We start from the raw sequence: 22,317 nt of genomic DNA, 5'->3' as shown, positions 1-22,317 counted from the left end.
CCAACCAGCCATGCGTCATACCCAAAATGCTTCTGCGCGCCCTCTCCCTGCTTACCTTATTGCTGCCCCCGCTTGGCCAGGCTGCGCCGCTGACTATCCTGGCCGAAGAGTGGCCACCCTTTGTCTATCTGAACGCCGTAGAACAGCCAGCCGGCATGGCGATAGACATCGTGCAGCAGCTGCAGCAACGCACCGGCGATAGCACGCCGATACAGCTCAAACCCTGGGACCAAGCCCATGCACTGCTGCGCAGCCAGCCAGACCACATGATGTTTACCCTGGGCGATACCGACGACAACCGCCGTGATTTCACCCAGCTCGGGCCCATCATGGTGGCCAGCGTTACCGCCTACAGCCTGCCACGCAATGCCGCAGCGCTGGCCAGCTTGCCCACCGCCCAGCTGGCGCGCGAACCCAGTGTGGCCGCGCAAGACAGCATCGCCGAGGCAGCCGCACTGGAGGCCGGCTTTCGCCCCACCCGCACACGGGACAGCGAGCAAGGCCTGCGGCTGCTGCTGGCCAACCGTGTGCGTCTGTGGGTAGAGGCCAACACGGCGGTGGCCACCCAGCTGCGCTTTGCCAATACGCCGTCGCAGGCGATTGCCCCGGTGGCCACCCTCAGCAGCCTGCCCTTGTACCTGAGCTTTTCCCGTGGCACGGCGCCAGACACCATCCGCCGCTGGCAGCAAGCACTGGAAAGCATGTTGCAGGATGGCAGCTACCTGGCCATCCACCTGCGCTGGCTACCGCTGGAGCCCCCTGTCGAGCAGGTCACGCTGCACAGCCACGACCCGGCGCTAGTGCCAACAGCCGCCACACCCATCGCGCCGCCAAACGACGCCAGCGGCACACTGGCCGCCAAGCCATGAAAAAACCCGCCTCACGGCGGGTTTTGCTTTGGTAGCAGGCTGGCTTACATGGTTTCCAGCACGGCAATACCCAACAGGCCCAGGCCGGCTTTCAGCGTTTTGGCGGTAGCTGCGGCCAACTGCAGGCGGCTCTGGCGCACCGCGCCCTCGCTCTTCAGGATCGGGCAGGCTTCGTAGAAGCGCGAGAACAGCGTGGCCACGTTGTACAGGTAGCTGCACAAGTGGTGCGGCTGGCTGCCTTCGGCCACGGCAAACACCACATCCTCGAACTGCGTCAGCGCCACCGCCAGCTGCTTCTCGGCCGCTTCGGCAATCACGATGTTGGCCGCAGGATTGAAGTCTTCCGCCTTGCGCAGCACGCTCTGTACACGGGTATAGGCGTATTGCAGATAAGGCGCGGTATTGCCTTCGAAGCTCAGCATCGCGTCCCAGTCGAAGATGTAGTCGGTGTTGCGGCTCTTGCTCAGGTCGGCGTACTTCAGTGCGCCAATGCCGACTGCCTGGGCAATGCTGCGGCGCTCGGCTTCCGGCAGCTCGGCGTTCTTGCTGCTCACCAGCTGGTAGGCACGCTCGATGGCTTCGTCCAGCAGCTCGACCAGCTTGATGTTCTCGCCGGAGCGGGTTTTCAGCGGTTTGCCATCCGGGCCCATGATGGTGCCGTGGCCGATATGCTCGAAATCAGCCCCTGCCGGCAGCCAGCCGGCCTTGCGCGCGGTGGTAAACAGCTGCTGGAAGTGCAAGCTCTGACGCGAATCCACCACGTACAGCGCGCGGTCCAGCTTCAACGTGCCGATACGGAAGCGGATGGCACCCAGGTCGGTAGTAGCGTACAGGTAACCGCCGCCCTGTTTTTGCACGATGAAGGCCGCCGGCTCGCCTTCCTTGTTTTTGAACTCGTCCAGAAACACCACTTGCGCGCCCTGGTCTTCGGTGAGCAGGCCTTTTTCGCGCAGCTCGCTTACCAGCACCGGCAGGTCGGCGTTGTAGAAGCTTTCGCCACGCACGTCGCCGTCGTCCAGCAGCAGGCCCAGCTTCTGGTAAATGGCATTGCAGTGGGTCAGCGACAGCTTGACGAACTGCTGCCACAGCGCCAGCACTTCGGCGTCGCCGGACTGCAGCTTCACCACGTAGTCGCGGGCCAGGTCGGCAAAGGCTTCGTCTTCGTCAAAGCGTTTTTTGGACTGTTTGTAGAAAGTGTCCAGGTCTTTCAGCTCGACCGCCGCATCGCCCGCCTTCTGGGTTTCCACCATGTAGGCCACCAGCATGCCGAACTGGGTACCCCAGTCGCCCACGTGGTTCTGGCGGATCACGTCGTGGCCGATAAAGCTGTTCACGCGCACCAGGGCGTCGCCGATAATGCCGCCGCGCAAGTGGCCAATATGCATCTCTTTGGCCAGGTTCACCGACGAGTACTCCACCATCACGCGGCGCGGTGCAGCCTTGGCAATGCCCAGGCTATCGTCGGCCAGCGCTTTTTCCACACGGCCAGCAATAAAGGCCGGGTCGAGGTGGATGTTGATGAAGCCAGGACCGGCGATTTCCACCTTGCTGGCGATGCCTTGCAAGTCCAGCAGGGCAATGACCTGCTCGGCCAGCGCGCGCGGGTTGGTCTTCAGCGCCTTGGCGGCACCCATCACGCCGTTGGCCTGGTAGTCACCGAATTCCGGTTTGGAGGCAGGTTGCACAACGGCTGGGGCGTCGGGCGCGCCAGCGGCGGCCAGGGCAGCGGCAACACGGTCGCTGATCAGTTGCTGAATGGTCATGATGGGCCTTTATAAAATCAAAGGCCGGGCGACAAAGCGCCCGGCTCGAATGCAATGCAGCAATTTTACGACCAAAGCGCCCTGCGGCCAACCTTTGCCGCAAGCCTCGCGCACTTTATGGCAGGCGCAGCGTACCGCCCAGCGGCAACAGGCGGAAGGCCTGCTCGCTCACCCCCAGCTGGCGGCGTGCGGCGGGCAGGTCGTCCAGCGGCGCGTCCACCGCCTCGCTGGCCAGGGCAAACACGCCCCAGTGGATGCCTACCGCTTGGCGCGCCTTCACATCGCGGAATAGCTGCACCGCCTGCAGCGGGTCCACGTGCTGCGAGGCCATGAACCAGCGCGGCAGGTAGGCGCCCACCGGCAACAGCGCCAGGTCGATGGTACCCAGACGGCGGCCGATATCGGCAAACAGCGGCTGCACATAGCCGGTATCGCCCGAGTACCACACCGTCTTGCCCTGCCCCTTTACCGCCCAGCCGGCCCACAGGGTTTCGTTGGTATCGGTCAGGCTGCGCTTGCTCCAGTGCTGCGCCGGCGTGGCGGTGTACTGCAGGCCGCCCACGTCGGCGCTTTGCCACCAATCCAGCGCGGTGATGCGGGTGGCACCACGCTCGCGCAACCAGGCGTCGATACCCAGCGGCACCACAAACTGCGGCTGGCCGCCGGGCTGCGTCAGCAAGGCGTCGATGCTGTCGCGGTCGAGGTGGTCGAAGTGGTTGTGCGAGATCAGCACTACATCGATACGCGGCAGCTGCGCCAGCGTGGCCGGCACAGGCAGGTAGCGGCGCGGGCCCAGCCACTGCACGGGTGACACTCGCTCGGAAAAAATCGGGTCAATCAGCACGTTCTGGCCGCCCAGCTGCAGCAGGCCGCTGGCGTGGCCCAGCCAGGTGTAGCTGGGCGTGCTGCGGTTGGCCGCCAGCCAAGCCAGGTCCGGCTGTACGCGCGGGATACGCGCCGGGCGCTGCACCACCTCGGGGCCGGTCCACTCTTCCCAGCGCCAGCGCAGGATGTCGCCCAGCCCCGGCTGGTGGAAGGGGTACAGGTTGCGGTAACCATCGGCAGTATGGTGGGGCGGGCTGCCTGGCGGCGGCGCATCGCCACCGCATGCGGCCAACATCAGGGCGGCCAGCGCCGCGACGATACCGTGCTTCATGCCTGCTTCCTGCGCAAAAAATGCATTATGACAAAAGGCCGCTGCAAAAGGCTAATGCCAGTCAGTTAAGCGAATATGCTTGGCCTTCAAGTAGGAGGGCGTGAGTAAAGCGCCCCATCCCGTTGGCGCGAGCCGGTCAAAATGGTGCGCCCCGGGTTTTAAGACGCCGATTTGTTTGAGCCCCGAGCCGTTAGCGAGGGGCGAGTTCGGCGGCGCCTAGGGCGTGCCATTTTGGCCGGGGTTTCGAGCGGCCCCGGGTTGCGGGGGAATGAAAAGGGGGCGGCAATCCGCCCCCTTTCCCGCCTGCCGGGCGGAACCGGCATCTAATCATCGTCCGCATAGCGGACACACTAGCGTACTTCAGCGCAACAACCCCCTAACCAAAAAAAACGCCAGTCAGCGTTAACTCACTGGCATTACCCCAAAGGCCGGCCTTTCGATACAACTAGCGCGGTGGCAACTTACAGCAGGCGTGCCAGCAGCGCTTTTTCCATACCGGCCATGCCCGGAATCTTCACCTTCACGCCGTTACCCGGTGCCACGCTGGTGGCTTCGCCGTTGCGGGTCATTTCGGTGAGCTCTACGGTGCGGTTGCCGCTCGGGTGGATGATTTCCACGCGGTCGCCTACGGCAAAGCGGTTTTTCACGTCGATCAGCGCCCAGCCGTCGGCGTCTACTTCCATCACGTCGCCCACGTACTGGCTTTGTTTGGCGATGGAATGACCGGACAGGTAGTTCTGGTGCTCTTGCGTCTGGTGACGCTCCAGGAAGCCCGGGGTGTAACCACGGTTGGCCAGGCCTTCCAGCTCGGCCAGCAGGCTGTAGTCAAACGGGCGGCCGGCCACGGCGTCGTCGATGGCACGGCGGTAGGTCTGGGCGGTACGCGCCACGTAGTACAGGCTCTTGGTGCGGCCTTCGATCTTCAGCGAGTCCACGCCGATTTTCACCAGCTTCTCCACCTGCTCGACGGCGCGCAGGTCTTTGGAGTTCATGATGTAGGTGCCGTGCTCGTCTTCGATGATGGGCATCAGCTCGCCGGGGCGATTGGCTTCTTCGATCAGGTAGGTCTTGTCGGCCAGCGGGTGGCGCTGCTGGCTGCCGCAGGACGAGAAGCTCTGATTGGCTTCTTCCAGCGCTTTGCCAAAGTCGAAGTCGATCTTTTGCGGCTTCACGTCACCGGCGTCGTCACCCTGGGTGTCGTGCACCTTGTAGTCCCAGCGGCAGGCGTTGGTACAGGTGCCCTGGTTCGGGTCGCGGTGGTTGAAGTAGCCGGACAACAGGCAGCGGCCGGAGTAGGCAATGCACAGCGCACCGTGCACGAACACTTCCAGCTCCATGTCCGGGCATTCCTGGCGGATTTCGGCGATTTCGTCCAGGCTCAGCTCGCGCGACAGGATAATGCGCTCCACACCCATCTTCTGCCAGAACTTCACGCCCATGTAGTTGGTGGTGTTGGCCTGCACAGACAGGTGGATGGGCACATGCGGCCAACGTTCGCGCACCATCATGATCAGGCCGGGGTCGGCCATGATCAGCGCGTCCGGCTTCATTTCGATCACCGGCTCCATGTCGGCCATATAGGTCTTGATCTTGCTGTTGTGCGGCAGGATGTTGCTGGCCACAAACAGCTTTTTGCCGCGGGCGTGGGCTTCTTCTATGCCGATGCGCAGCTCTTCCAGCTTGAAGTCGTTATTGCGCGCGCGCAGGCTGTAGCGCGGCTGGCCGGCGTACACGGCGTCGGCACCAAAGTCGTAGGCGGCGCGCATTTTGTCCAGCGTACCGGCGGGCAGGAGCAGTTCGGGTGATTTCATTGATCTTCTCGCGTCTCAGTGCAACAGGCAGGACATGGGCAGCGGCGCGCGATCTGGCGCGACAAAACCGCGGCGGGCATCATGTTCCTGCAGTTTTTGTTCGGAATAATGCTGCGCTACCAGCGCCCGGGTACCACCGAGCAAGTCGGGGTTGGCCGCCACAAAGTCGTCCCAGCTGGCCTGCTGGGCGGGCGCGGCGTCCAGGCGGCTGTACATGATGGCCAGCAGGGCCATGGTCAGCGTGTGATGGTACTTTTCTGCCGCGCCGTGGGCCATGGCGTAGCGCGACAGCGTATGCGCGCAGCGGGCGGCGGCTTCGCGTGCCGGGTAGCGGCTGCGGTAAGCCCACGCCGCCTGCAGGTGCGCGCGGTGGTTAAACTCGGCGGCAGGCAGCGCGTGGCTTTCCAGCTCGCGCAAAAATGCCTGAAAATCCATGGGTGTCTCCGGGTACAAGACAATACAAAAGGCTCCGGATAGGAGCCTTGTCTGGTTAAGGGTTTGTTGCGGCGCGATTATGCGCGTGCCCCTATCCAGCGTCAAGGTAGCAAACGGTCACAATGGCGACATAAAGCCCTGTTTTTCAACACCCTTTTAGCGACGGGGTTTTTTCATCAGCGCCAGTATGCCCATGAACTGGCCCACAACGCCAAGCAGCATCAATAGTGCAGCCAGTGCGGCCTCCCAGCCATTGCCACCCGCCGCGGCGCGCGCGGCAGACGCCAGGGTAAACAGCAGGGTGCCAGCCAGGGTTACCACCATGGCCAGGCGGCGGTTGTGCCGCAGGGTGTCAAACAGCTTGTTCATGCTTGCTCCGTGTACCAGTACGCTGCCGGGTAACGCTAAAGTCTTCCAGCATGCTTAGTTCGAATTCGGTAAAACCGGCCGCCAGCCGGGCCGGACGGTTCATCTCGCCGCGCAGTAGCGCCACATGGTACTGGCCCAGCAGGCTGCGAAAAGTTTCCAGCGGGTCCAGCCCGCGGGCGTCGCACAGCGTGGTAAACCAGTAGTTGCCGATGCGCACGTGGCCTACCTCGTCGTGCAGGATGGTGGCCAGTACCGCTGCACTGTCGTGGTCACCAATAATGGCCAGACGGCGCTGTATCGGCGGCACGGCGTCCAGCCCCCGCGCCTCCATCACCCTGGGCACCAGCGCCATGCGCGTCAGCACATCGTGGCCGGTTTGCACCGCCATGTCCCACAGGGTGTTGTGGGCTGGGAAATCACCGTAGACATAGCCCAATGCGGCCAACCTTTGCTGTAGCAGCAAAAAGTGCTGCGCCTCTTCTGCCGCCACGCGCAGCCAGTCTTCCACGAAGGCATCCGGCATGTCACGAAAGCGCCAGGCCGCGTCCAGCGCCAGGTTGATAGCGTTGAACTCGATATGCGCAATGGCGTGCAGCAGTGCTGCCCGCCCCTCTGCATTACCCAGGCCACGCCGCGGCACTTCGGTAGCCGCCACCAGCGGCGGACGCGCCGGCCGGCCAGGCGCGGGCACCGGGTACAGCGGGCCACCGGCACGCACATAGCCGCCAGCCAGCCACTGCCGGTACAAGGTTTGCGCCTGCGCGGGCTTGGCCACGATACAGTCGCACATCAGCGCGGCTTCTATTGCCGGGTACAGGGAAAGGGCATCGGTCATGGGGCGGCATTGTACCTGCCACCCCCGCCGACAGAAAGCTGACAAAAGTCAGTGGCCGGGCCGCACGCCTTGTGCATAATGAAAGCCTGACCACACAAGGAGCACGCCATGCTGTTCAATTCCAGCCTGCTGGGCGAAGTAGACGTCGACGAAAACACCATCATCACTTTTGCGCATGGCCTGGCGGCATTTGAAAACTGCACCCGTTTCAAGCTGTTTCACGACGCAGAACGCAATAGCCCGCGTGTCTTCTGGCTGCAATCGCTGGACAACCCGGACGTGCTGTTCAGCGTGACCGACCCCGGCCGCCTGGGCATACGCTACGAAGTGCTGCTGAGCGACGACGAAGTCGCCACCCTGGCGCTGGCGCGCCCGGAAGACGCCATGGTACTGCTGATCGTTTACCGCGAAGTGGACAGCCAGGAAACCAACCCTCTGCTGGCCCAGCTGCGCGCCAATGTACGCAGCCCACTGATCATCAACCTGGCCACACTGCGCGGCATGCAAAAGCTCAACCTGTCGTGCGATATCGTGTTCCGCAATACCTGAGCACGCCGTAACGCCACGCTGGCGCACCCTGACCGTGCGCTGCTGGCTGGCATCACCCCGTCGCGGCACCTGCCGTACACAAACCCCTACTTGGCAAGGTGTTGCCTTTCGCCGCCTGCACAGCTATCTTCCAAGCGCCCTACCCTATAGAAACCCAAGCGTGCTACCCGCACGATGAGGAGCATAACCGCGTGAGCCAAGACAGCACCCAGCACACCGCCCCGACCTACGTACCGGTATCCGCGCGTATTCGCGAGCGTATCCGCGGCGCAAAACGCCGCTTTCACGCCAATGACAATATTGCCGAGTTCATCCAGCCCGGTGAAATGGACGAGCTGCTGGACGAGGTGCAGTCCCGCATGAAAGACGTGCTGGACAGCCTGGTAATCGACACCGAAAGCGACCACAACACGCAGGACACCGCCCGCCGCGTGGCCAAGATGTACCTGAATGAAGTGTTCAAGGGCCGCTATACCAGCCAGCCGGCGGTCACCGAATTCCCCAATGCCGAGCGCCTGAACGAGCTGATGATCGTGGGCCCGATTACCGTGCGCAGCGCCTGCTCGCACCATTTCTGCCCCATCATGGGCCGGGTATGGATCGGCGTGATGCCCAACGAACACAGCAACCTGATCGGGCTGTCCAAGTACGCCCGCCTGGCCGAATGGATCATGAGCCGCCCGCAAATCCAGGAAGAAGCCGTGATCCAGCTGGCCAACCTGCTGATGGACAAAATGAACCCGGACGGCCTGGCCATCGTGATGGAAGCCGACCACTTCTGCATGCACTGGCGTGGCGTCAAGGACATGGATTCCAAGATGATCAACAGCGTGATGCGGGGTGTCTTCCTGACCAACCCGGACCTGCGCCGCGAGTTCCTGTCCCTGCTGCCCAACAAGAAAGCCTGAGGAAAACCATGCTTGTTCGCCTGCTCTACGCCAGCCGCAGCAGCCAGCCACACACTGCGGCGCTGCTGGAAACCATCCTGACCCAGTCCCATGCCCACAACCCGGCCCGCGGCATTACCGGCATCCTGTGCTACAGCGGCGACATTTTCATGCAGGTACTGGAAGGCAGCCGCGCCGAAGTCAGTGCGCTGTACAACAGCATTGCCAAAGACCCGCGCCACCACGATGTGGAAATCCTGATGCTGGAAGAAATCAGCCAGCGCCGCTTTGCCGGCTGGACCATGGGCCAGGTCAATCTGGCCAAGGTGAACCCCAGCCTGCTGCTGCGCTACTCGGAAAAACCGCAGCTGGACCCGTTCCGCCTGACCGGCAGCAGCTCGCTGGCCTTGCTGGAAGAGCTGATCGCTACCGCCGCCATTGTTGGCCGCAGCCACTGATCAACCAGTGCCACCACCCCGCCCGGCCAGCCATGCTGCCCGGGCGATTTGCCACCTGCCACCTGGCATGCAGTATGCTGCCGCGTGAGCAGGCAAGAAAAAGCCCGCCCATCAAGGGGCGGGCACGGCAAACAAGCCAAACAATCTAAAGAGGCAACAAATCCGAGAAGCAGCTGGCAGTGTAACGAGGCAAGCTGTCAGTTTGCTTTCAACCGCCGCCCTGACAGGCAGTCTGCCCTAGCCCATCACCACAACATTGCGCCCGGCGCGTTTGGCTTGATACAGCGCAGTGTCAACGCGGCTCACCAGGTTATGCAGGCTCTCGCCCGGCTGGTGCTGCACAAGCCCCTGACTGATAGTGATGCCCGGCAAATCCTCATGCTGCATGGCCGCTACCGTCTGGCGAAGCGTATTGGCCAGCTGCAGGGCACTGTCCTGCTGCGTCAGCGGCAACAGCAGCAAAAACTCTTCACCACCCCAGCGGCACAAGGTGTCACGCTCGCGCAAGCGCGAGGCCAGTGTCTGCGCCAATGCCACCAGTAAGCGGTCGCCCGCCTGGTGGCCATAGCTGTCGTTGACCAGCTTGAAATGGTCGACATCCAGCAATATCAGGCAAAAAGCCGTATCGTCCGCGCGCCTGCCAAGCAGCACCTGCTCCAGCTGTACCATCATGTGGCGGCGGTTCCACAGGCCGGTGAGCGGGTCACGCAGGGCGGCTTGCTCCAGCTCGCGCTTTAGCTGTTCTTGCTCGGTGATGTCGTGAATCACGCACAGCATCAGCCGGCGGCCGTCCAGCACAATCGGTCCGGCGTACGTCTGTACATTTCGCAGGCTGCCGTCGGCCAGACGGTGCACAAAATTCAGGGGCCGGTGCCCGCCGGGCAGCTGTGCTACGGCGTGCATCACCGGCAGGATGCTGCGGCCGGCCGCATTGATTTCCCAGGTATGCTTGCCGGCAAATACCTCACGCGGGTAGCCGTAAAAGCGCGTGGCAGCTTCGTTGGCATCCAGGATGCGGCCATCAGCCTGCGGGTCTATCAGCAGCATGGGGGCCGAGTTGGTACGAAACAGCAGCTCGTAGAAACCGCGCACTTCACTGTCCTGCGCCTGGCTGGACAAGCCCATATCGGCCGGGGGCCAGCCATGCAGCATGGCATCGCCCGAGGCCAGCGCCTCTACCAGAATAGCCCCGGCGTGCTCCCCCAGGCTTAACAAGGTCAACCGACAGGGCAAGGGCACCGCCAGGCCATGGCGCTGGAAGGTCCAGATTTCTACGATTTGTTCGCGCGCCAGCACCGCTGGCGTATAGTCGGCCAGGCTCGCCATCGGCCAGGCCGACAGGCTGCCGTGGCGCAGCGCACTCACACTGCTGCCATCGGCCAGCGCTTGAGCGACATGGTTGGCAAACAGCGCCTCTCCGGTAAGTGGCGACACAATCCACACCGGGGTGCTGAGTGCATTCAGGGCTTCGTAAACGGGCATGATTCCCGGTGGCATCCATTTGTATATCGTAGCTTGATACTAGCGACGTAGCGTTTTGGTTTCAATAAAAGAAACCACCGGATGATGCAACGCACCAATAACAAATTGTCCCACAAAACAGCTCAGCCAGCCGCCGGTTTGCGCCCGCGGCGCGGCTTGGGTGCCACTTCATGCGCACGGTACCACGCTTCCAGCGCCTCTTCGGCGTGGAGGATGTGCTGGCGCAAAAAGGCTGCCGCGCTAATCGCGTCCTTTTGCTTGCACAGCGCCAGCAGCTGGCTGTGCTCGTGATGGGCACGGTCGCTAAAGCCGGTCAGCAGAATCTGCATGCGCGTGTAGCGGTCGGTACGGTTGTGCAGCTGCTCGATGATGGCCTGCGTCTGGCTGCGCCCGGCCGCACGGTACAGCGCCAGGTGGAACTGGGCATTCAATACACCCCATGCGCCAATGTCCTTGTTACGCAGCGCCACTTCAAACTGCCCCAGCAATGCCTCGGCTTCGGCGATATCCGCGCTGGTCTGGCGCGGGATGGCCTCCAGCAGCACATCGCACTCCAGCAGCACACGTACGCGCAGCAGCTCGACAATCTCGGGCAACGATAGCTGCGCCACTACCGCGCCACGGTTTTCATTGATGGTGACCAGGCCTTCCGCCTCCAGCTGGCGTAACGCCTCGCGGATCGGCACCCGGCTCATGCCCAGCTGGCGCGACAGCGCCTCTTGCCGTAGTTGGCCGCCATCGGCCCATTCACCGGCCAGAATGCGCTGGCGGATCGCCTCGGTGGCCACTTGCACCAGGCTTTGGCTGCCTGTCTCCTGCTGTGTACTCATAAAGCATCACCTGTAAAAGATGGCCCAACCCTAACACAGCAGCAAAAAAAACGCCCCCATACGGGGGCGGCAAGCTGCACAAGGCAGAGCAAACCCTGTTGCCGGTAGCGCAGCGGGGGGCTGCGCTACCGGCAAGGCACGTTCGACAGCAAATCAACAGTGTGTCAGCGTGCCTACAGGCCGAGATAAGCGGTTTTAACCGTGGTGTAAAACTGCACAGCGTAGCGCCCCTGCTCGCGCGGCCCCTGGCTGGAGCCTTTGCAGCCACCAAACGGCACGTGATAGTCCACCCCGGCGGTGGGCAGGTTCACCATCACCATGCCCGCCTGGGCGTGGCGGCGAAAATGTGTCGCCAGCGCCAGCGACTGCGTACAGATACCCGCAGCCAGGCCATACGGCGTGTCGTTGGCCAGTGCCAGCGCGTGCTCGTAGCTGTCGGCACGCAGCACGGCCGCTACCGGACCGAAGATTTCCTCGCGGCTGATGGCCATCTGCGCCGTGCAGTCAGCAAACAGCGCCGGCTGCTGATAGTAGCCGGGTGTGGCTAACTGCAAGGCGTCGCCACCGCACAGCAGCGTGGCGCCCTCGGCCTGCCCCTGCGCCACGTAGCGCAGGTTGGCCGCCAGCTGTACCTCGCTGGCTACCGGGCCGATCTGCGTGTCCGGCGCCAGCGCGTGCCCTACCCGCAAGGCAGCGGTGCGCTCGGCCAACCTGGCCACAAAAGCATCGTAAATGCCCGCGCAGACAATCAGCCGGCTGCTGGCGGTGCAGCGCTGGCCTGTGGAATAGAACGCCCCGTTGATCGCGCACTCCACCGCTTGCTCCAGCCTGGCATCGTCGGCCACCAGCAAGGGGTTCTTGCCGCCCATTTCCAGCTGCAGCTTGATGCCGCGCACCGCACAGCTGGCGGCCAATGCCTGGCCGGTGGCCTGCGAGCCGGTAAAGCTCAGCGCATCGATACCCGCCTCCAGCATGGCCGGGCCCAATACGCGGCCGCTGCCCATCACTAGGTTGAACACGCCGCCCGGCAAGCCCGCACGCTGCAGGATGTCCGCCAGCGCCCAGCTGCTGGCCGGCACCAGCTCGGCCGGTTTCAGCACCACGGTATTGCCAAAGGCCAGCGCCGGGGCGGCTTTCCACGCCGGTATGGCAATCGGAAAGTTCCACGGTGTAATCAGCCCCACCACACCCACCGGCTCGCGGCTGATGGTGACTTCCACGCCGGGGCGCACTGACTCCAGCCACTCGCCCTGGCCACGCAGCGCCTCGCCGGCAAAAAACTTGAAGATCTGTCCGGCGCGGGCCACCTCGCCCACTGCCTCGGCCAGGGTCTTGCCTTCTTCACGCGCCAGCAGCGTACCCAGCTCCTGCTTGCGCGCCAGGATTTCACTACCGGCCGCATCCAGGATATCGGCACGCTGCTGCACCGTGGTGGCACGCCAGCCGGGCAGCGCCGCCCGCGCCGCGGCTACCGCGTCGCGCATATCGTCGGCACTGGCCGCGGCATACTCGCCCACCACGTCGTGCAGGTCAGAAGGATTACGGTTGACGATGGCGTGGCCGCTGCCGCGCCACTGCCCGTCGATCAGGTTGCAGAACATGGCTTGACTCCTCCGGGCGTCACCGCGCCCTTGCCATCTGCTTGCGGCCAACCTGCCTGGCAAGGTTGGCCGCAGCAGGGGTTACAGGGCGGGCAACGCCGGGCGGCTGGCGATACCGGCAGCAATGATGGCCTGCACCTGCTCACGCTCGGCACCGGCCAGCGGCAGACGCGGCGCGCGCACGTGTTCGCTACCCACCCCTACCATGGCCTCGGCCAGCTTCAGGTTCTGTACCAGCTTCATCGAGACGTCCAGGTGCAGCAGCGGGGCAAACCAGCGGTAGATGGCGCGGGCTTCTTCCACGCGGCCAGCGCGGGCCAGCTTGTAGATGGCCACCGTTTCTTTCGGAAACGCCACCACCAGGCCGGCTACCCAGCCATCGGCACCCATCAGCAGGCTTTCCAGCGCCAGGTCGTCCACGCCGCTGAAGATGGCAAAGCGGTCGCCCACCGCATTGATCACATTGGTCAGCGTGCGAATGTCGCCGCTGGATTCCTTGATGGCCACAAACTTCGGCTCGGCAGCCATTTGCGCGTACATCTCAGGGGTGATGTTGACGCCGTAAGCCACCGGGTTGTTGTAAATCATGATCGGCAGCGGGCTGGCGTCGGCCACGCGCTGGTAGTGGTTCAGTGTTTCGCGCGGGTCGGACACATAACGCATGGCCGGTAGCAGCATGATGCCGTCGGCACCGGCGGCGTATGCCGCCTGCGCCAGCGCGGCGGCGGCACGGGTGCTGTCTTCGGCCACGGTCAGCAAGACCGGTTTGCTGCCGGCCACTTCCTTGGCGGCTTTCAGGATGGTGATCTTTTCATCGGCCGTCAGCGTGGACGCTTCGCCCAGCGAGCCGCAAACAATAATGCCGTCGGCACCGCAGTCCAGCTGCCACTGGATGTGATGGGTGGTAGCGGCCAGGTCCAGGCTTTCGTCGGCGTGGAATTTGGTGGTAACGGCGGGGAAAACGCCAGTCCAGAGGTGTGCCATCAGGGTGCTCCTTGCAGGGTGTGGATGCAGCGCGGTGGCTGCGGGTCCATTTCATGCTAGGGAATTCTGCACCCAAAAAACAAGCGTTTTTGTATACAAAATGGCGTTTATTTTATTGCAACACCTTGCCGCAATGCAGCAGTGATTTTTTACAACACCAACTTATATTATTGTTTTTGTTATGTTTATTAGTTCTATCCGGTAGTAAAAAGCTGCCATGGCGGCTGTGGCATTTCAACAAATATTGCATCCATTATTGTATTCAAAACTGCCACTGCATACAGTGAAGACACCGCAAGCAAAGGAGCATGGCAATGGCAGTGACGGAGTTTGAATGCATAGACGGCCACACCTGTGGCAACCCGGTACGGCTGGTCACACGCGGCGCACCCGCACTGGCCGGCAACACCCAGGCCGAGCGCCGCCAGGACTTTCTGGCCCGCTTTGACTGGATGCGCACCGGCCTGATGTTCGAGCCACGCGGCCACGCCCAGATGTCCGGCGCCTTTCTGTACCCGCCCACCCGTGACGACTGCGACGTGGCGGTGTTGTACATCGAAACCAGCGGCTGCCTGCCGATGTGCGGCCACGGCACCATCGGCGTGGTCACCATGGCCATCGAACACCAGCTGGTGACGCCGCGCACGCCGGGCGTGCTGAACCTGGACACGCCAGCCGGCAAGGTAGTGGCCGAGTACACGCAAGTTGGCCGCAAGGTGCAGTCGGTCAAGCTGACCAATGTGCCGTCCTTCCTGCTGCTGCGTGATGTAGCGGTAGAGATCGCCGCACTGGGCCCGCTGACGGTGGATATCGCCTACGGCGGCAACTTCTACCCTATTGTGGAAGCGCAGGAAAACTACCGCGACATGGCCGATTACACCCCCGGCCAGCTGGTGGCCATGGGTAACGAGCTGCGCGACTACATCAACGCCCACTACGACATCGTGCACCCGCTGGACCCCACCATCCGCGGTGTGCGCCACGTACAGTGGACCGGCGCACCGAAGCAGCCCGGCTCGCACGCGGCCAACGCGGTGCTGTACGGTGCCGCCGCGCTGGACCGCTCGCCGTGCGGCACCGGCACCTCGGCGCGGCTGGCGCAACGCTTTGGCCGCGGCCTGATGCAGCCGGGCGACGTACTGGTGCACGAAAGCCTGATCGGCAGCCAGTTCACCGGCACCATCGAAGCCGTTACCGAGGTGGCGGGCATACCGGCCATCATTCCCGGCATTGCCGGCTGGGCCATCACCACCGGCTACAACCGCATCCTGCTGGACGACGCCGACCCGTACGTACACGGCTTTGTGGTGGGCTGAACATGGTCAAACCGCAGCAACACATCATCGTGGCTGGCGCCGGCATTGTCGGCATCGCCACCGCGCTGCAGCTGCAGCGTGCCGGCCACCGCGTCACCCTGCTGGACCGCGGCGAACCGGCGCGCGAAACCAGCTACGGCAACGCCGGGGCACTGGCAATAAGCGACGTGATTCCGCTGGCCGAACCCGGCGTACTGCGCAAGGTGCCAGGCTGGATGCTGGACCCGCTGGGGCCACTGGCAGTGCGCTGGCGCTACCTGCCCACGCTGGCGCCGTGGCTGGCACGCTTTGTGGCCGCCAGCCGGCCGCGCCGCGTGGCCGAGCTTACCCGTGCACTGGCTGCACTGCTGGGCAGGGTCAACGACGACTACGCGCCGCTGATCGAACACGCCGGCCTGCAACACCTGTGGCGCCGGCACGGCAACCTGACGCTGTACCGCAGCGAGGCCGAGTTCCACGCCGCCCTGCCAGCCTGGCAAGCCAAAGCCGCACATGGCGTGCAGTGGCAACCACTGGATCGCGCTGCGTTAGAGATTGCCTCGCCCGGCATAGCAGACGAATGGCAATACGCTATACAGGTACCCGCCTGGTCGCACGTGGACGACCCGTACACCTTCAGCCGTGGCCTGTTTGATGCCTTCATACGGGACGGCGGCTGCTTCGTACAGGACGAGGTGCTGCAGGTGCGTCATGGTGGCGGGCAGTGCCAGGGGGTAGACACCGCCCGCCGCGGCACGCTGCACGGCGATGCCGTGGTGATTGCCTGCGGCGTATGGAGCGACCGCTTCGCCCGCCAGGGCCGCTACCGGCTGCCGCTGGAAAGCGAGCGCGGCTACCACGTGACGCTGCCCCACGCCGGCGTGGCACTGCACCACTTTATCCAGTGCGCCAGCGAAAGCTTTGTGATTCTGCCCATGGCCAACGGCGGCCTGCGCCTGGCCGGCACCGTGGAGCTGGCCCACCGCGATGCCGCGCCGGACTGGCGGCGCGCCCATATCCTGCTGGACAAGGCACGGCGCATCGTGGGCGATTTCAGCACCCGGGACATGAGTGTGTGGATGGGCAACCGGCCATCGGTACCCGACACCGTGCCGGTGATCGGCCCGGCGCCGGATGTGTCCGGGCTGTACTTTGCCACCGGCCACGGCCACCTGGGCCTGACGCTGGCGGCCACCACCGGCGCGCTGCTGGCGGCGCAGATAGGCGGCCAGGCTTGCGGCATCGACATGGCGCCGTACCGGCTGAACCGTTTCTGAGCACGCGCACCGGCATGGGCGATTATTGACAATAGTTTGTATGCAATTGGTGCAAGCCCGTGGCAGGCGCCACTAGCCACAACACAGGCAACACCTTGTTTTACATGGGATTGATAAAAAAACCGGTCAAACGGCCAGCAGGCACACCACGTGCAATGTCACCGCCGTCTTACCGGCACTATCCGCCCGGCACCCGCCGGGCATCACGGCCGCACTGCGGCCAACCTGGACCTTGCAACGAGAATGGGAGTAAACACATGAAGCAGCAACAACTGGCGGTATGGGTAGCCGGCGCAGTCCTGGCCATGTCGTCTCCGGCATTTGCCGACACCGTGGTGAAAATCGGCTTTGCCTCGCCGATGTCCGGCCCGCAGGCGCATTACGGCAAGGACAACGAAAACGCCACCCGCATGGCCATCGACGACCTCAACGCCAAGCCCATTACCGTGGCCGGTCAGAAAGTGAAATTCGAGCTGGTATCGGAAGACGACCAGGCTGACCCGCGCGTGGGTACCCAGGTGGCACAGCGCCTGATGGATGCAGGCGTGAAGGCGGTGATTGGCCACTTCAACTCCGGCGTGTCCATCCCCGCCTCGCGCATTTACTCGGACGCCGGCATCCCGCAGCTGTCGGTCTCCACCAACCCGGCCTACACCACCAGCGGCTACAAGACCACCTTCCGCTTGGTGGGCAGCGACAGCCAGATCGGCGGCTCGCTGGGGCGCTACGCGGTGATGCAGCTCAAAGCGCAGCGCATCGCCGTGATTGACGACCGCACCGCCTACGGCCAGGGCATTGCCGACGAGTTTGTGAAGGCACTCGCCGGCATGGGCAAAAAGCCGTTCAAGCGCGAATACACCAACGATAAAGCCACCGACTTCACCGCCATCCTCACCGCCCTGAAAGCGCAGAACCCGGACGTAATCTTCTACGGTGGCGCCGACGCCCAGGCGGCCCCGATGGCACGCCAGATGAAGCGCCTGGGCATCAATGCCCGCCTGATGGGCGGTGACATGCTGAACACGCCCACCTTCATCCAGCTAGCCGGTGCGGACGCCGCGGGCCACTACTCGGCCGTAGCCGGTGGCGAGCTGGGCAGCCGCCCGGCCGGCAAGGACTTTGAAACCCGCTACAAGGCGCGCTTCAAACAGGATGTGGTCCTGCTGGGGCCGCAGTTTTACGACGGCGTGATGATCGTGGCCGACGCCATGAAGCGCGCCAACAGCACCGAGCCGGCCAAGTTCCTGCCGCTGATCGCCAAAACGGCCTACAAGGGCGCCACGGCCGATTTCAGCTTTGACGCCGCCGGCAACCTGAAAAACGCGCCAGTCACCATCTCGCAAGTGGAAGGCAACGACTGGAAAGTGAAGTCGGTGGTGCAATAACCCGCCCCACGCCTGGCTGCTGCGGCCAACCTTGCCACAAGGTTGGCCGCCAGCCAGGCCGGCGGCCATCATGCCACGGGATCAATAAGATTCGTGGCTCGCCGCCTCTTGCCTTTTGGCTATCCTGCCATAGGCAAAACACAGGCAACTGAGCAACAGCAGCAACATAGCCAGCATGAATTCGACCGGCCACGGCAGCAGCAGCGCGTAGTCTGACGGTGTCAGCCACTCAGCCAGAACATTTATGGCAATCAGGTTCTTGACTGATTCCCAGGCAGCCAGTGCCATCAAGTCATGGCCACGCCAGCGGTCTGGCCGCCAGCGATCAGTCAGCCACAGCAATACGCCTCCCAGCAAGGAAACCACTAGCCATGTCTGTACGCCTTGCCATTCAGAGACGGCATCCATGGCAGGCACATCCGGCAACACAGACACCAGCACTGCCACGGCAAACAATTGCAAGGGACGCGACAGCAGTGCCGCCTTCAGCGCTGCCTCCGGCGCCACCCCTGGCGACGATAGCAACGCACGCCCATCCCTACTGAAGGCGTAGAGCCACAACGCAATGATCAACAAGGGCCAAGCCAGCAAGACCGATTGCGGGTGGTGAAACACCAGCAACAGAAAGTACGTCGCCAATAAAGCGGCACACAGAAACACCAGCAAACCAGAGCGCGTGCGTGCGTGCCACTGCAATGCGCAGCCCAGCGCAATACTGGCAAGCAATGCATGCATGGGGACCATGTTGTAAGCCATACAGGCCACAACACCCACAGACACCACCAGCAACAACAGCACAGCCAGGAGGGATGACCGCGTGTGCCCCTCAAACAGCAACTCGCCGTCTTCTGTTTCCTGCGGTGCAAAAAAAGCATCAAACAAGGCCGACACCACCATACCGGCAGAGGCAAAACTGATGCCTGACTGCGAAAAACGGTAGGTCAGCCACAGCAGCAGCAAAGGCAACAGGATAGCCAGCACAAAAAATGCGCCATGCGCCAGCAGGTTGGCCGCATAGTGCGGCTCGGTACGCGCCACCATGCGCCACAACGCCATGAAAGCAAAGCCGGAAAGGATGCCGACTGCCACATCGAAGAAACAGCTGAACACGGCCGGCGCGTCCTGGTTGCCAGCCAACTGCTCCTGGATGATATAGCCGTGCAGGCGCGAACCACTCACCGCCTCCGCACCCGACAACATGGAAAACTTGTCATTCCCCAGGTAGCTACCGCCAATCAGCAGTATGTTCCCGCCATACATCATGTCCTGATCGCCGGTATGCAAGTCGGTCCAGGCTGTTTTCAGGATGGCATCATCAACCGGTTTGATCAGACTGGTGCCATTGCCATATTCCGCCTGGGTTCCCCCACGGCAAACCTGCCCGGGGTGCAGCGCATGTTCGCGTCGCTCAGCCAGGCTGCCCTGCATTGCCAGCGCGGCCACACGGCCGGCATTGCTGGCCTGCTGATCGTAAAACAACGCAAAACGGTCAATACCGGAACGGAAAAAATACACCCCGCCCCCTGCTGCCACATTCGCCGCATTATGCCGGGCGATATAGCGCAGATAGTCCATCTCGCGCCAGCCCACTCGCTCAGGCGAATCAATGAAAGCCTTGGGGCACACCAGCAAGACCGGCGTAAGCGAGGATAGCCGGACTAGGTTGTCGAACAGTGGGTTGCGCTGGCTGGCATCCGTCTTGCCGTAAGACAGATCCAGATCCCACACTACGGCAGCCGGGCGGTCGCTTTTTTCCCGGGCCAGCGCCACCAGCTTGTCCACGCCTTGCGATAAAACGGCAGGGCTGAGCGGTGACACCCCCTTGAAATAGCTTTCGTAATCCGCATCGCCGATGTCTACCTCCACCACACACTGCACACCCAGACAAGCGCGTGCCACCCCGGCACGCCCGGCAGGCTGGTCCGTATCTGTCGGCATCTTGGCGTCTGCATAAATCTTCTGCTGTATCAACACGGAAGACATCACCGACACGATGCGTTCCAGCGGCTGGGTCAGCGTTGCCACAAGGCAAGACGTGATGAAGGTCGACACAATCAGTGCACACAACCCCACCGCCAGCCGGACTGGCCCCCAGCTCATGGTGCTCGCCTCTTCACTGCGTCGTAGAACATGGCAATATTCTGCCGGCGCTCCGCACTATCCGGATGGTTCATATCGGCAGAGCACGCAGCCCGCTTCCCCTTGGCAGCCTGCTGGGGCGCACGCTTTTTCGAGCGCTCATAGACATCCATGGCGACAACCGGGCTAAAGGCATAACGGCTATCCTGCCGGGCCAGCTCGGACAGCATGTGCACTGAACACACATCGGCCTCCAGCTCTTGCCGCTCATGCAGCAGGGCAACTGCATCCAGCAACTCGCAGTGCTTTTTGACCCCTTCTTTGATAACGTAATTGCCCACATCAAAAAGCTTGATCACGTTCTGCGGGTTCAGCGCGCTGATCAGGCCCTTGTTCGCAGCCAGCAGGCTGGTCATGCTTTCTGTCTTGAAGCCGGCATCCACCATCCTGAACTGATGCCACTTGGTCTTGTGGCGGCGCAGGGCATGTGCCACCTCATGACCCATCTGATAACGGATCAGCATGCTGCGCTCCTGCGCCGGCATCTGGGCTAGGAATGAAAGCAGATTCTCGGGCACCACCAGATACCCGCCAGGATACATAGCCATCGTTAATTCGACGCCTTTCATGTACAGAATCTGGAACGAGTAGGGCGAGTCGTATTTGGCGCTCGCCAGCTTGGTGTAGTCATCCAGTGCCTGCTGGATCTCGTTTTTCACGGCCATCAGCTGTGGCGAAGCGTTTTTACGGGCATCCGATGTCACGCTGTCTGATTTCAGCAGTGCCGTGCCGATAAGCTGCTCGCTTTCCATCGGCAACCATAGTGTCTGCAAGGCCAGATGCTGCATTTTCGATTTGACATCGTTTAATGCCCCATTGAAATCGCCCGTACTCATGCTCTGCGTCAGCGCCATCTTGGATAGCTCGGCAGACACGGTTGCAAACATCTTCAGGTTACCCAGCGTACCGGTATCACTGGCCGCGGCACAGGCACGCCCGTTGGTATCCAGCAGATCCAGCATGGCCCGGTCGCGGGTGTAGGCCTGCACCACGGGTGCCGGGGCAGATTTCTCCGGCGCTTTGGCCCGTTTGTTACCCGGGGCAGGCGCTTTGGCTGCCTGCTCTTGCGTGGCATCGGAGGGGCCACGCAAATGGTTCATGACGCTCCCCACATCCATTGCCGGCAAAGACGGCATCGGCAGTTGGGCACACGCCCCCAGCAACACGGCAAGCGTGAGCGGTATCAGATGCTTAGGGGGTTTCATAAGTCACCGACATGGCATTGTTAGTCAGACCCCACTCCCAGAACAGGGTAGCCAACTGCGAACGGGCGAACTCACCATCTTCCTCGTGCCGAGCCTTTTGCAATACCCCGTACCGCTCTGCCAGCTCGGGATCCAGGCTATCGCCCAGCACCTCGAATATGGCCCGACGACTACCTTGCACCAAGGTAAAGGCCTGTACCTTGGCCGCCTTCAGGTCAACCGTGATAAAACCATTGCGAGGCGACAACACCTGGCTGCGCTTGCCGTAGGAGAGTGTGACTTTTTCGGTTTCCGACCAGGCATAAGCACCCAGCGGAATCAGTAACGGGGCATCCATCAACACCGGCCCACCGAGAACCAGACCGGAAATCGGATCAAAACGCTGCGCACCACTGCGCTCCTGCAGATGACTGCTGAGCATGCTGGTCGCCACATAAAAGCTGCCCGGGTCTTTCAGACCTGCCGCTTTGGGTGGCGCGATGCGCTTGAGGTTATCGCCCTGATGCAGCACATGGCGCTGTGCCGTATCGCGGGTCTGGTACACCATCACCTTGATGTCGGCTTTCACCTCTCCTACACAAGGATCGATAAAACTGAGATTGCCGTTTTTTATGATCTGGGCAGTTGTCACCACCTTGTCCAGATCGACGGTTTTGACCAGACACACAGCAGATGCAACCGGTGTCAGCAGACACAGCAAACTTGTCGTTACCGCAATGTACGCTTTCCTGTTCATGACTCCCCCATCACTCGACATCCATGCATAATCAATTTCCTTATGCATACTGCGCACTCGTTCTACCGAATGCATCATCAAAAGTGATGAAAGACCAGCCTGTCAGACCTTGCCAATCACGCTTGGCAACCATCGGGCCGGTGATAAAAACCACAATGCCCCGCCAGTGGCGGGGCATTGCAGTATGAAAACAGTGCCTGCCTGCAGAGTAAATGCTGTACGAGGCCAGCACGATGCAGACACACACGCGG

At 62.5% G+C, this 22,317-nt stretch carries 20 protein-coding genes; 7 read left to right on the top strand and 13 right to left on the bottom strand.

The window, feature by feature from the left end; translation table 11 throughout:
• Positions 1-26 precede the first annotated feature (26 nt).
• On the top strand, positions 27-869 hold the full coding sequence (locus tag ACZ9XP_RS04550; protein WP_170253643.1) for a transporter substrate-binding domain-containing protein: 843 nt from the start codon (positions 27-29) through the stop codon (positions 867-869).
• A gap of 44 nt (positions 870-913) precedes the next feature.
• On the opposite strand, the gene argS is transcribed toward ACZ9XP_RS04550, so the two are convergent.
• The 6 genes from argS to ACZ9XP_RS04520 form a co-directional block, all read right to left on the bottom strand.
• Positions 914-2,632: an arginine--tRNA ligase gene (gene argS, locus ACZ9XP_RS04545; RefSeq protein WP_147684954.1), complete on the bottom strand. Its 1,719-nt coding sequence runs from the start codon at positions 2,630-2,632 to the stop codon at positions 914-916.
• A gap of 115 nt (positions 2,633-2,747) precedes the next feature.
• Entirely contained in the window at positions 2,748-3,788 is a 1,041-nt protein-coding gene (locus ACZ9XP_RS04540) for an MBL fold metallo-hydrolase (RefSeq protein ID WP_147684951.1), read from the bottom strand.
• A 461-nt stretch (positions 3,789-4,249) separates the two neighbouring features.
• Positions 4,250-5,599, bottom strand: a complete 1,350-nt coding sequence (trhP, locus tag ACZ9XP_RS04535) for a prephenate-dependent tRNA uridine(34) hydroxylase TrhP (RefSeq protein ID WP_147684948.1) — start codon at positions 5,597-5,599, stop codon at positions 4,250-4,252.
• 15 nt (positions 5,600-5,614) lie between these two features.
• A complete protein-coding gene (locus ACZ9XP_RS04530; RefSeq protein WP_147684945.1) occupies positions 5,615-6,034 on the bottom strand; it encodes a hypothetical protein in 420 nt (139 codons plus the stop codon).
• A gap of 156 nt (positions 6,035-6,190) precedes the next feature.
• Positions 6,191-6,403, bottom strand: coding sequence for a hypothetical protein (locus tag ACZ9XP_RS04525; RefSeq protein WP_147684942.1), 213 nt, complete (start codon positions 6,401-6,403; stop codon positions 6,191-6,193).
• On the bottom strand, positions 6,387-7,238 hold the full coding sequence (locus ACZ9XP_RS04520; protein ID WP_147684938.1) for a ferritin-like domain-containing protein: 852 nt from the start codon (positions 7,236-7,238) through the stop codon (positions 6,387-6,389). The genes ACZ9XP_RS04525 and ACZ9XP_RS04520 overlap by 17 nt, the downstream gene beginning before the upstream one ends.
• A gap of 108 nt (positions 7,239-7,346) precedes the next feature.
• Here ACZ9XP_RS04520 and fliW point away from each other — a divergent pair, with 108 nt between their 5' ends.
• The 3 genes from fliW to ACZ9XP_RS04505 all read left to right on the top strand — a co-directional run bounded on the left by fliW (position 7,347) and on the right by ACZ9XP_RS04505 (position 9,132).
• Positions 7,347-7,787, top strand: a complete 441-nt coding sequence (fliW, locus tag ACZ9XP_RS04515; protein WP_147684934.1) for a flagellar assembly protein FliW — start codon at positions 7,347-7,349, stop codon at positions 7,785-7,787.
• A gap of 191 nt (positions 7,788-7,978) precedes the next feature.
• Positions 7,979-8,695, top strand: a complete 717-nt coding sequence (gene folE / locus ACZ9XP_RS04510; protein WP_147684931.1) for a GTP cyclohydrolase I — start codon at positions 7,979-7,981, stop codon at positions 8,693-8,695.
• Positions 8,696-8,703: 8 nt separating this feature from the next.
• Positions 8,704-9,132, top strand: a complete 429-nt coding sequence (locus ACZ9XP_RS04505; protein ID WP_147684928.1) for a BLUF domain-containing protein — start codon at positions 8,704-8,706, stop codon at positions 9,130-9,132.
• A gap of 237 nt (positions 9,133-9,369) precedes the next feature.
• On the opposite strand, the gene ACZ9XP_RS04500 is transcribed toward ACZ9XP_RS04505, so the two are convergent.
• The 4 genes from ACZ9XP_RS04500 to ACZ9XP_RS04485 all read right to left on the bottom strand — a co-directional run bounded on the left by ACZ9XP_RS04500 (position 9,370) and on the right by ACZ9XP_RS04485 (position 14,029).
• The gene (locus tag ACZ9XP_RS04500) at positions 9,370-10,614 is read right to left on the bottom strand and encodes a sensor domain-containing diguanylate cyclase (protein WP_147684924.1); all 1,245 of its coding nucleotides are present in this window, start codon (positions 10,612-10,614) and stop codon (positions 9,370-9,372) included.
• A gap of 122 nt (positions 10,615-10,736) precedes the next feature.
• The gene (locus ACZ9XP_RS04495) at positions 10,737-11,444 is read right to left on the bottom strand and encodes a GntR family transcriptional regulator (protein WP_147684921.1); all 708 of its coding nucleotides are present in this window, start codon (positions 11,442-11,444) and stop codon (positions 10,737-10,739) included.
• Positions 11,445-11,617: 173 nt separating this feature from the next.
• Complete coding sequence (locus ACZ9XP_RS04490) at positions 11,618-13,045, bottom strand: aldehyde dehydrogenase family protein (RefSeq protein ID WP_147684918.1); 1,428 nt, start codon at positions 13,043-13,045, stop codon at positions 11,618-11,620.
• A gap of 81 nt (positions 13,046-13,126) precedes the next feature.
• A complete protein-coding gene (locus ACZ9XP_RS04485) occupies positions 13,127-14,029 on the bottom strand; it encodes a dihydrodipicolinate synthase family protein (protein WP_147684916.1) in 903 nt (300 codons plus the stop codon).
• Between the two features lie 314 nt (positions 14,030-14,343).
• Here ACZ9XP_RS04485 and ACZ9XP_RS04480 point away from each other — a divergent pair, with 314 nt between their 5' ends.
• The 3 genes from ACZ9XP_RS04480 (at position 14,344) to ACZ9XP_RS04470 (ending at position 17,986) form a co-directional block, all read left to right on the top strand.
• Positions 14,344-15,345 (top strand): 4-hydroxyproline epimerase, encoded by a 1,002-nt coding sequence (locus ACZ9XP_RS04480; RefSeq protein ID WP_465188071.1) that lies wholly within the window; start codon positions 14,344-14,346, stop codon positions 15,343-15,345.
• Positions 15,346-15,347: 2 nt separating this feature from the next.
• A complete protein-coding gene (locus ACZ9XP_RS04475; RefSeq protein WP_465188070.1) occupies positions 15,348-16,601 on the top strand; it encodes an NAD(P)/FAD-dependent oxidoreductase in 1,254 nt (417 codons plus the stop codon).
• A 257-nt stretch (positions 16,602-16,858) separates the two neighbouring features.
• The gene (locus ACZ9XP_RS04470; protein WP_147684909.1) at positions 16,859-17,986 is read left to right on the top strand and encodes a branched-chain amino acid ABC transporter substrate-binding protein; all 1,128 of its coding nucleotides are present in this window, start codon (positions 16,859-16,861) and stop codon (positions 17,984-17,986) included.
• A gap of 81 nt (positions 17,987-18,067) precedes the next feature.
• Here the strand turns inward: ACZ9XP_RS04470 and ACZ9XP_RS04465 are convergent, their stop codons facing one another.
• The 3 genes from ACZ9XP_RS04465 to ACZ9XP_RS04455 are packed head-to-tail and all read right to left on the bottom strand — an operon-like array spanning position 18,068 to position 22,114.
• Complete coding sequence (locus ACZ9XP_RS04465; protein WP_465188069.1) at positions 18,068-20,086, bottom strand: hypothetical protein; 2,019 nt, start codon at positions 20,084-20,086, stop codon at positions 18,068-18,070.
• Positions 20,083-21,330: a hypothetical protein gene (locus tag ACZ9XP_RS04460; protein ID WP_465188068.1), complete on the bottom strand. Its 1,248-nt coding sequence runs from the start codon at positions 21,328-21,330 to the stop codon at positions 20,083-20,085. Before ACZ9XP_RS04460 ends, ACZ9XP_RS04465 begins: the two co-directional genes overlap by 4 nt.
• Positions 21,317-22,114 carry a hypothetical protein gene (locus ACZ9XP_RS04455; RefSeq protein ID WP_147684903.1) on the bottom strand — a complete coding sequence of 266 codons (798 nt, stop codon included), beginning with the start codon at positions 22,112-22,114 and terminating at the stop codon, positions 21,317-21,319. Before ACZ9XP_RS04455 ends, ACZ9XP_RS04460 begins: the two co-directional genes overlap by 14 nt.
• Positions 22,115-22,317: the final 203 nt, after the last annotated feature.

This window comes from Vogesella perlucida, from assembly GCF_979366545.1.
The sequence above is the reverse complement of the archived record's forward strand: the minus strand, read 5'-3'. Positions and strand labels throughout refer to the sequence as shown.

Excerpts from the sequence above, each read along its gene's own strand:
- ACZ9XP_RS04550 (WP_170253643.1), top strand. The coding sequence starts at position 27 with ATGCTTCTGCGCGCCCTCTCCCTGCTTACCTTATTGCTGCCCCCGCTT.
- argS (WP_147684954.1), bottom strand. The coding sequence starts at position 2,632 with ATGACCATTCAGCAACTGATCAGCGACCGTGTTGCCGCTGCCCTGGCC.
- ACZ9XP_RS04540 (WP_147684951.1), bottom strand. The coding sequence starts at position 3,788 with ATGAAGCACGGTATCGTCGCGGCGCTGGCCGCCCTGATGTTGGCCGCA.
- trhP (WP_147684948.1), bottom strand. The coding sequence starts at position 5,599 with ATGAAATCACCCGAACTGCTCCTGCCCGCCGGTACGCTGGACAAAATG.
- ACZ9XP_RS04530 (WP_147684945.1), bottom strand. The coding sequence starts at position 6,034 with ATGGATTTTCAGGCATTTTTGCGCGAGCTGGAAAGCCACGCGCTGCCT.
- ACZ9XP_RS04525 (WP_147684942.1), bottom strand. The coding sequence starts at position 6,403 with ATGAACAAGCTGTTTGACACCCTGCGGCACAACCGCCGCCTGGCCATG.
- ACZ9XP_RS04520 (WP_147684938.1), bottom strand. The coding sequence starts at position 7,238 with ATGACCGATGCCCTTTCCCTGTACCCGGCAATAGAAGCCGCGCTGATG.
- fliW (WP_147684934.1), top strand. The coding sequence starts at position 7,347 with ATGCTGTTCAATTCCAGCCTGCTGGGCGAAGTAGACGTCGACGAAAAC.
- ACZ9XP_RS04505 (WP_147684928.1), top strand. The coding sequence starts at position 8,704 with ATGCTTGTTCGCCTGCTCTACGCCAGCCGCAGCAGCCAGCCACACACT.
- ACZ9XP_RS04500 (WP_147684924.1), bottom strand. The coding sequence starts at position 10,614 with ATGCCCGTTTACGAAGCCCTGAATGCACTCAGCACCCCGGTGTGGATT.
- ACZ9XP_RS04495 (WP_147684921.1), bottom strand. The coding sequence starts at position 11,444 with ATGAGTACACAGCAGGAGACAGGCAGCCAAAGCCTGGTGCAAGTGGCC.
- ACZ9XP_RS04490 (WP_147684918.1), bottom strand. The coding sequence starts at position 13,045 with ATGTTCTGCAACCTGATCGACGGGCAGTGGCGCGGCAGCGGCCACGCC.
- ACZ9XP_RS04485 (WP_147684916.1), bottom strand. The coding sequence starts at position 14,029 with ATGGCACACCTCTGGACTGGCGTTTTCCCCGCCGTTACCACCAAATTC.
- ACZ9XP_RS04480 (WP_465188071.1), top strand. The coding sequence starts at position 14,344 with ATGGCAGTGACGGAGTTTGAATGCATAGACGGCCACACCTGTGGCAAC.
- ACZ9XP_RS04475 (WP_465188070.1), top strand. The coding sequence starts at position 15,348 with ATGGTCAAACCGCAGCAACACATCATCGTGGCTGGCGCCGGCATTGTC.
- ACZ9XP_RS04470 (WP_147684909.1), top strand. The coding sequence starts at position 16,859 with ATGAAGCAGCAACAACTGGCGGTATGGGTAGCCGGCGCAGTCCTGGCC.
- ACZ9XP_RS04465 (WP_465188069.1), bottom strand. The coding sequence starts at position 20,086 with ATGAGCTGGGGGCCAGTCCGGCTGGCGGTGGGGTTGTGTGCACTGATT.
- ACZ9XP_RS04460 (WP_465188068.1), bottom strand. The coding sequence starts at position 21,330 with ATGAAACCCCCTAAGCATCTGATACCGCTCACGCTTGCCGTGTTGCTG.
- ACZ9XP_RS04455 (WP_147684903.1), bottom strand. The coding sequence starts at position 22,114 with ATGCATAAGGAAATTGATTATGCATGGATGTCGAGTGATGGGGGAGTC.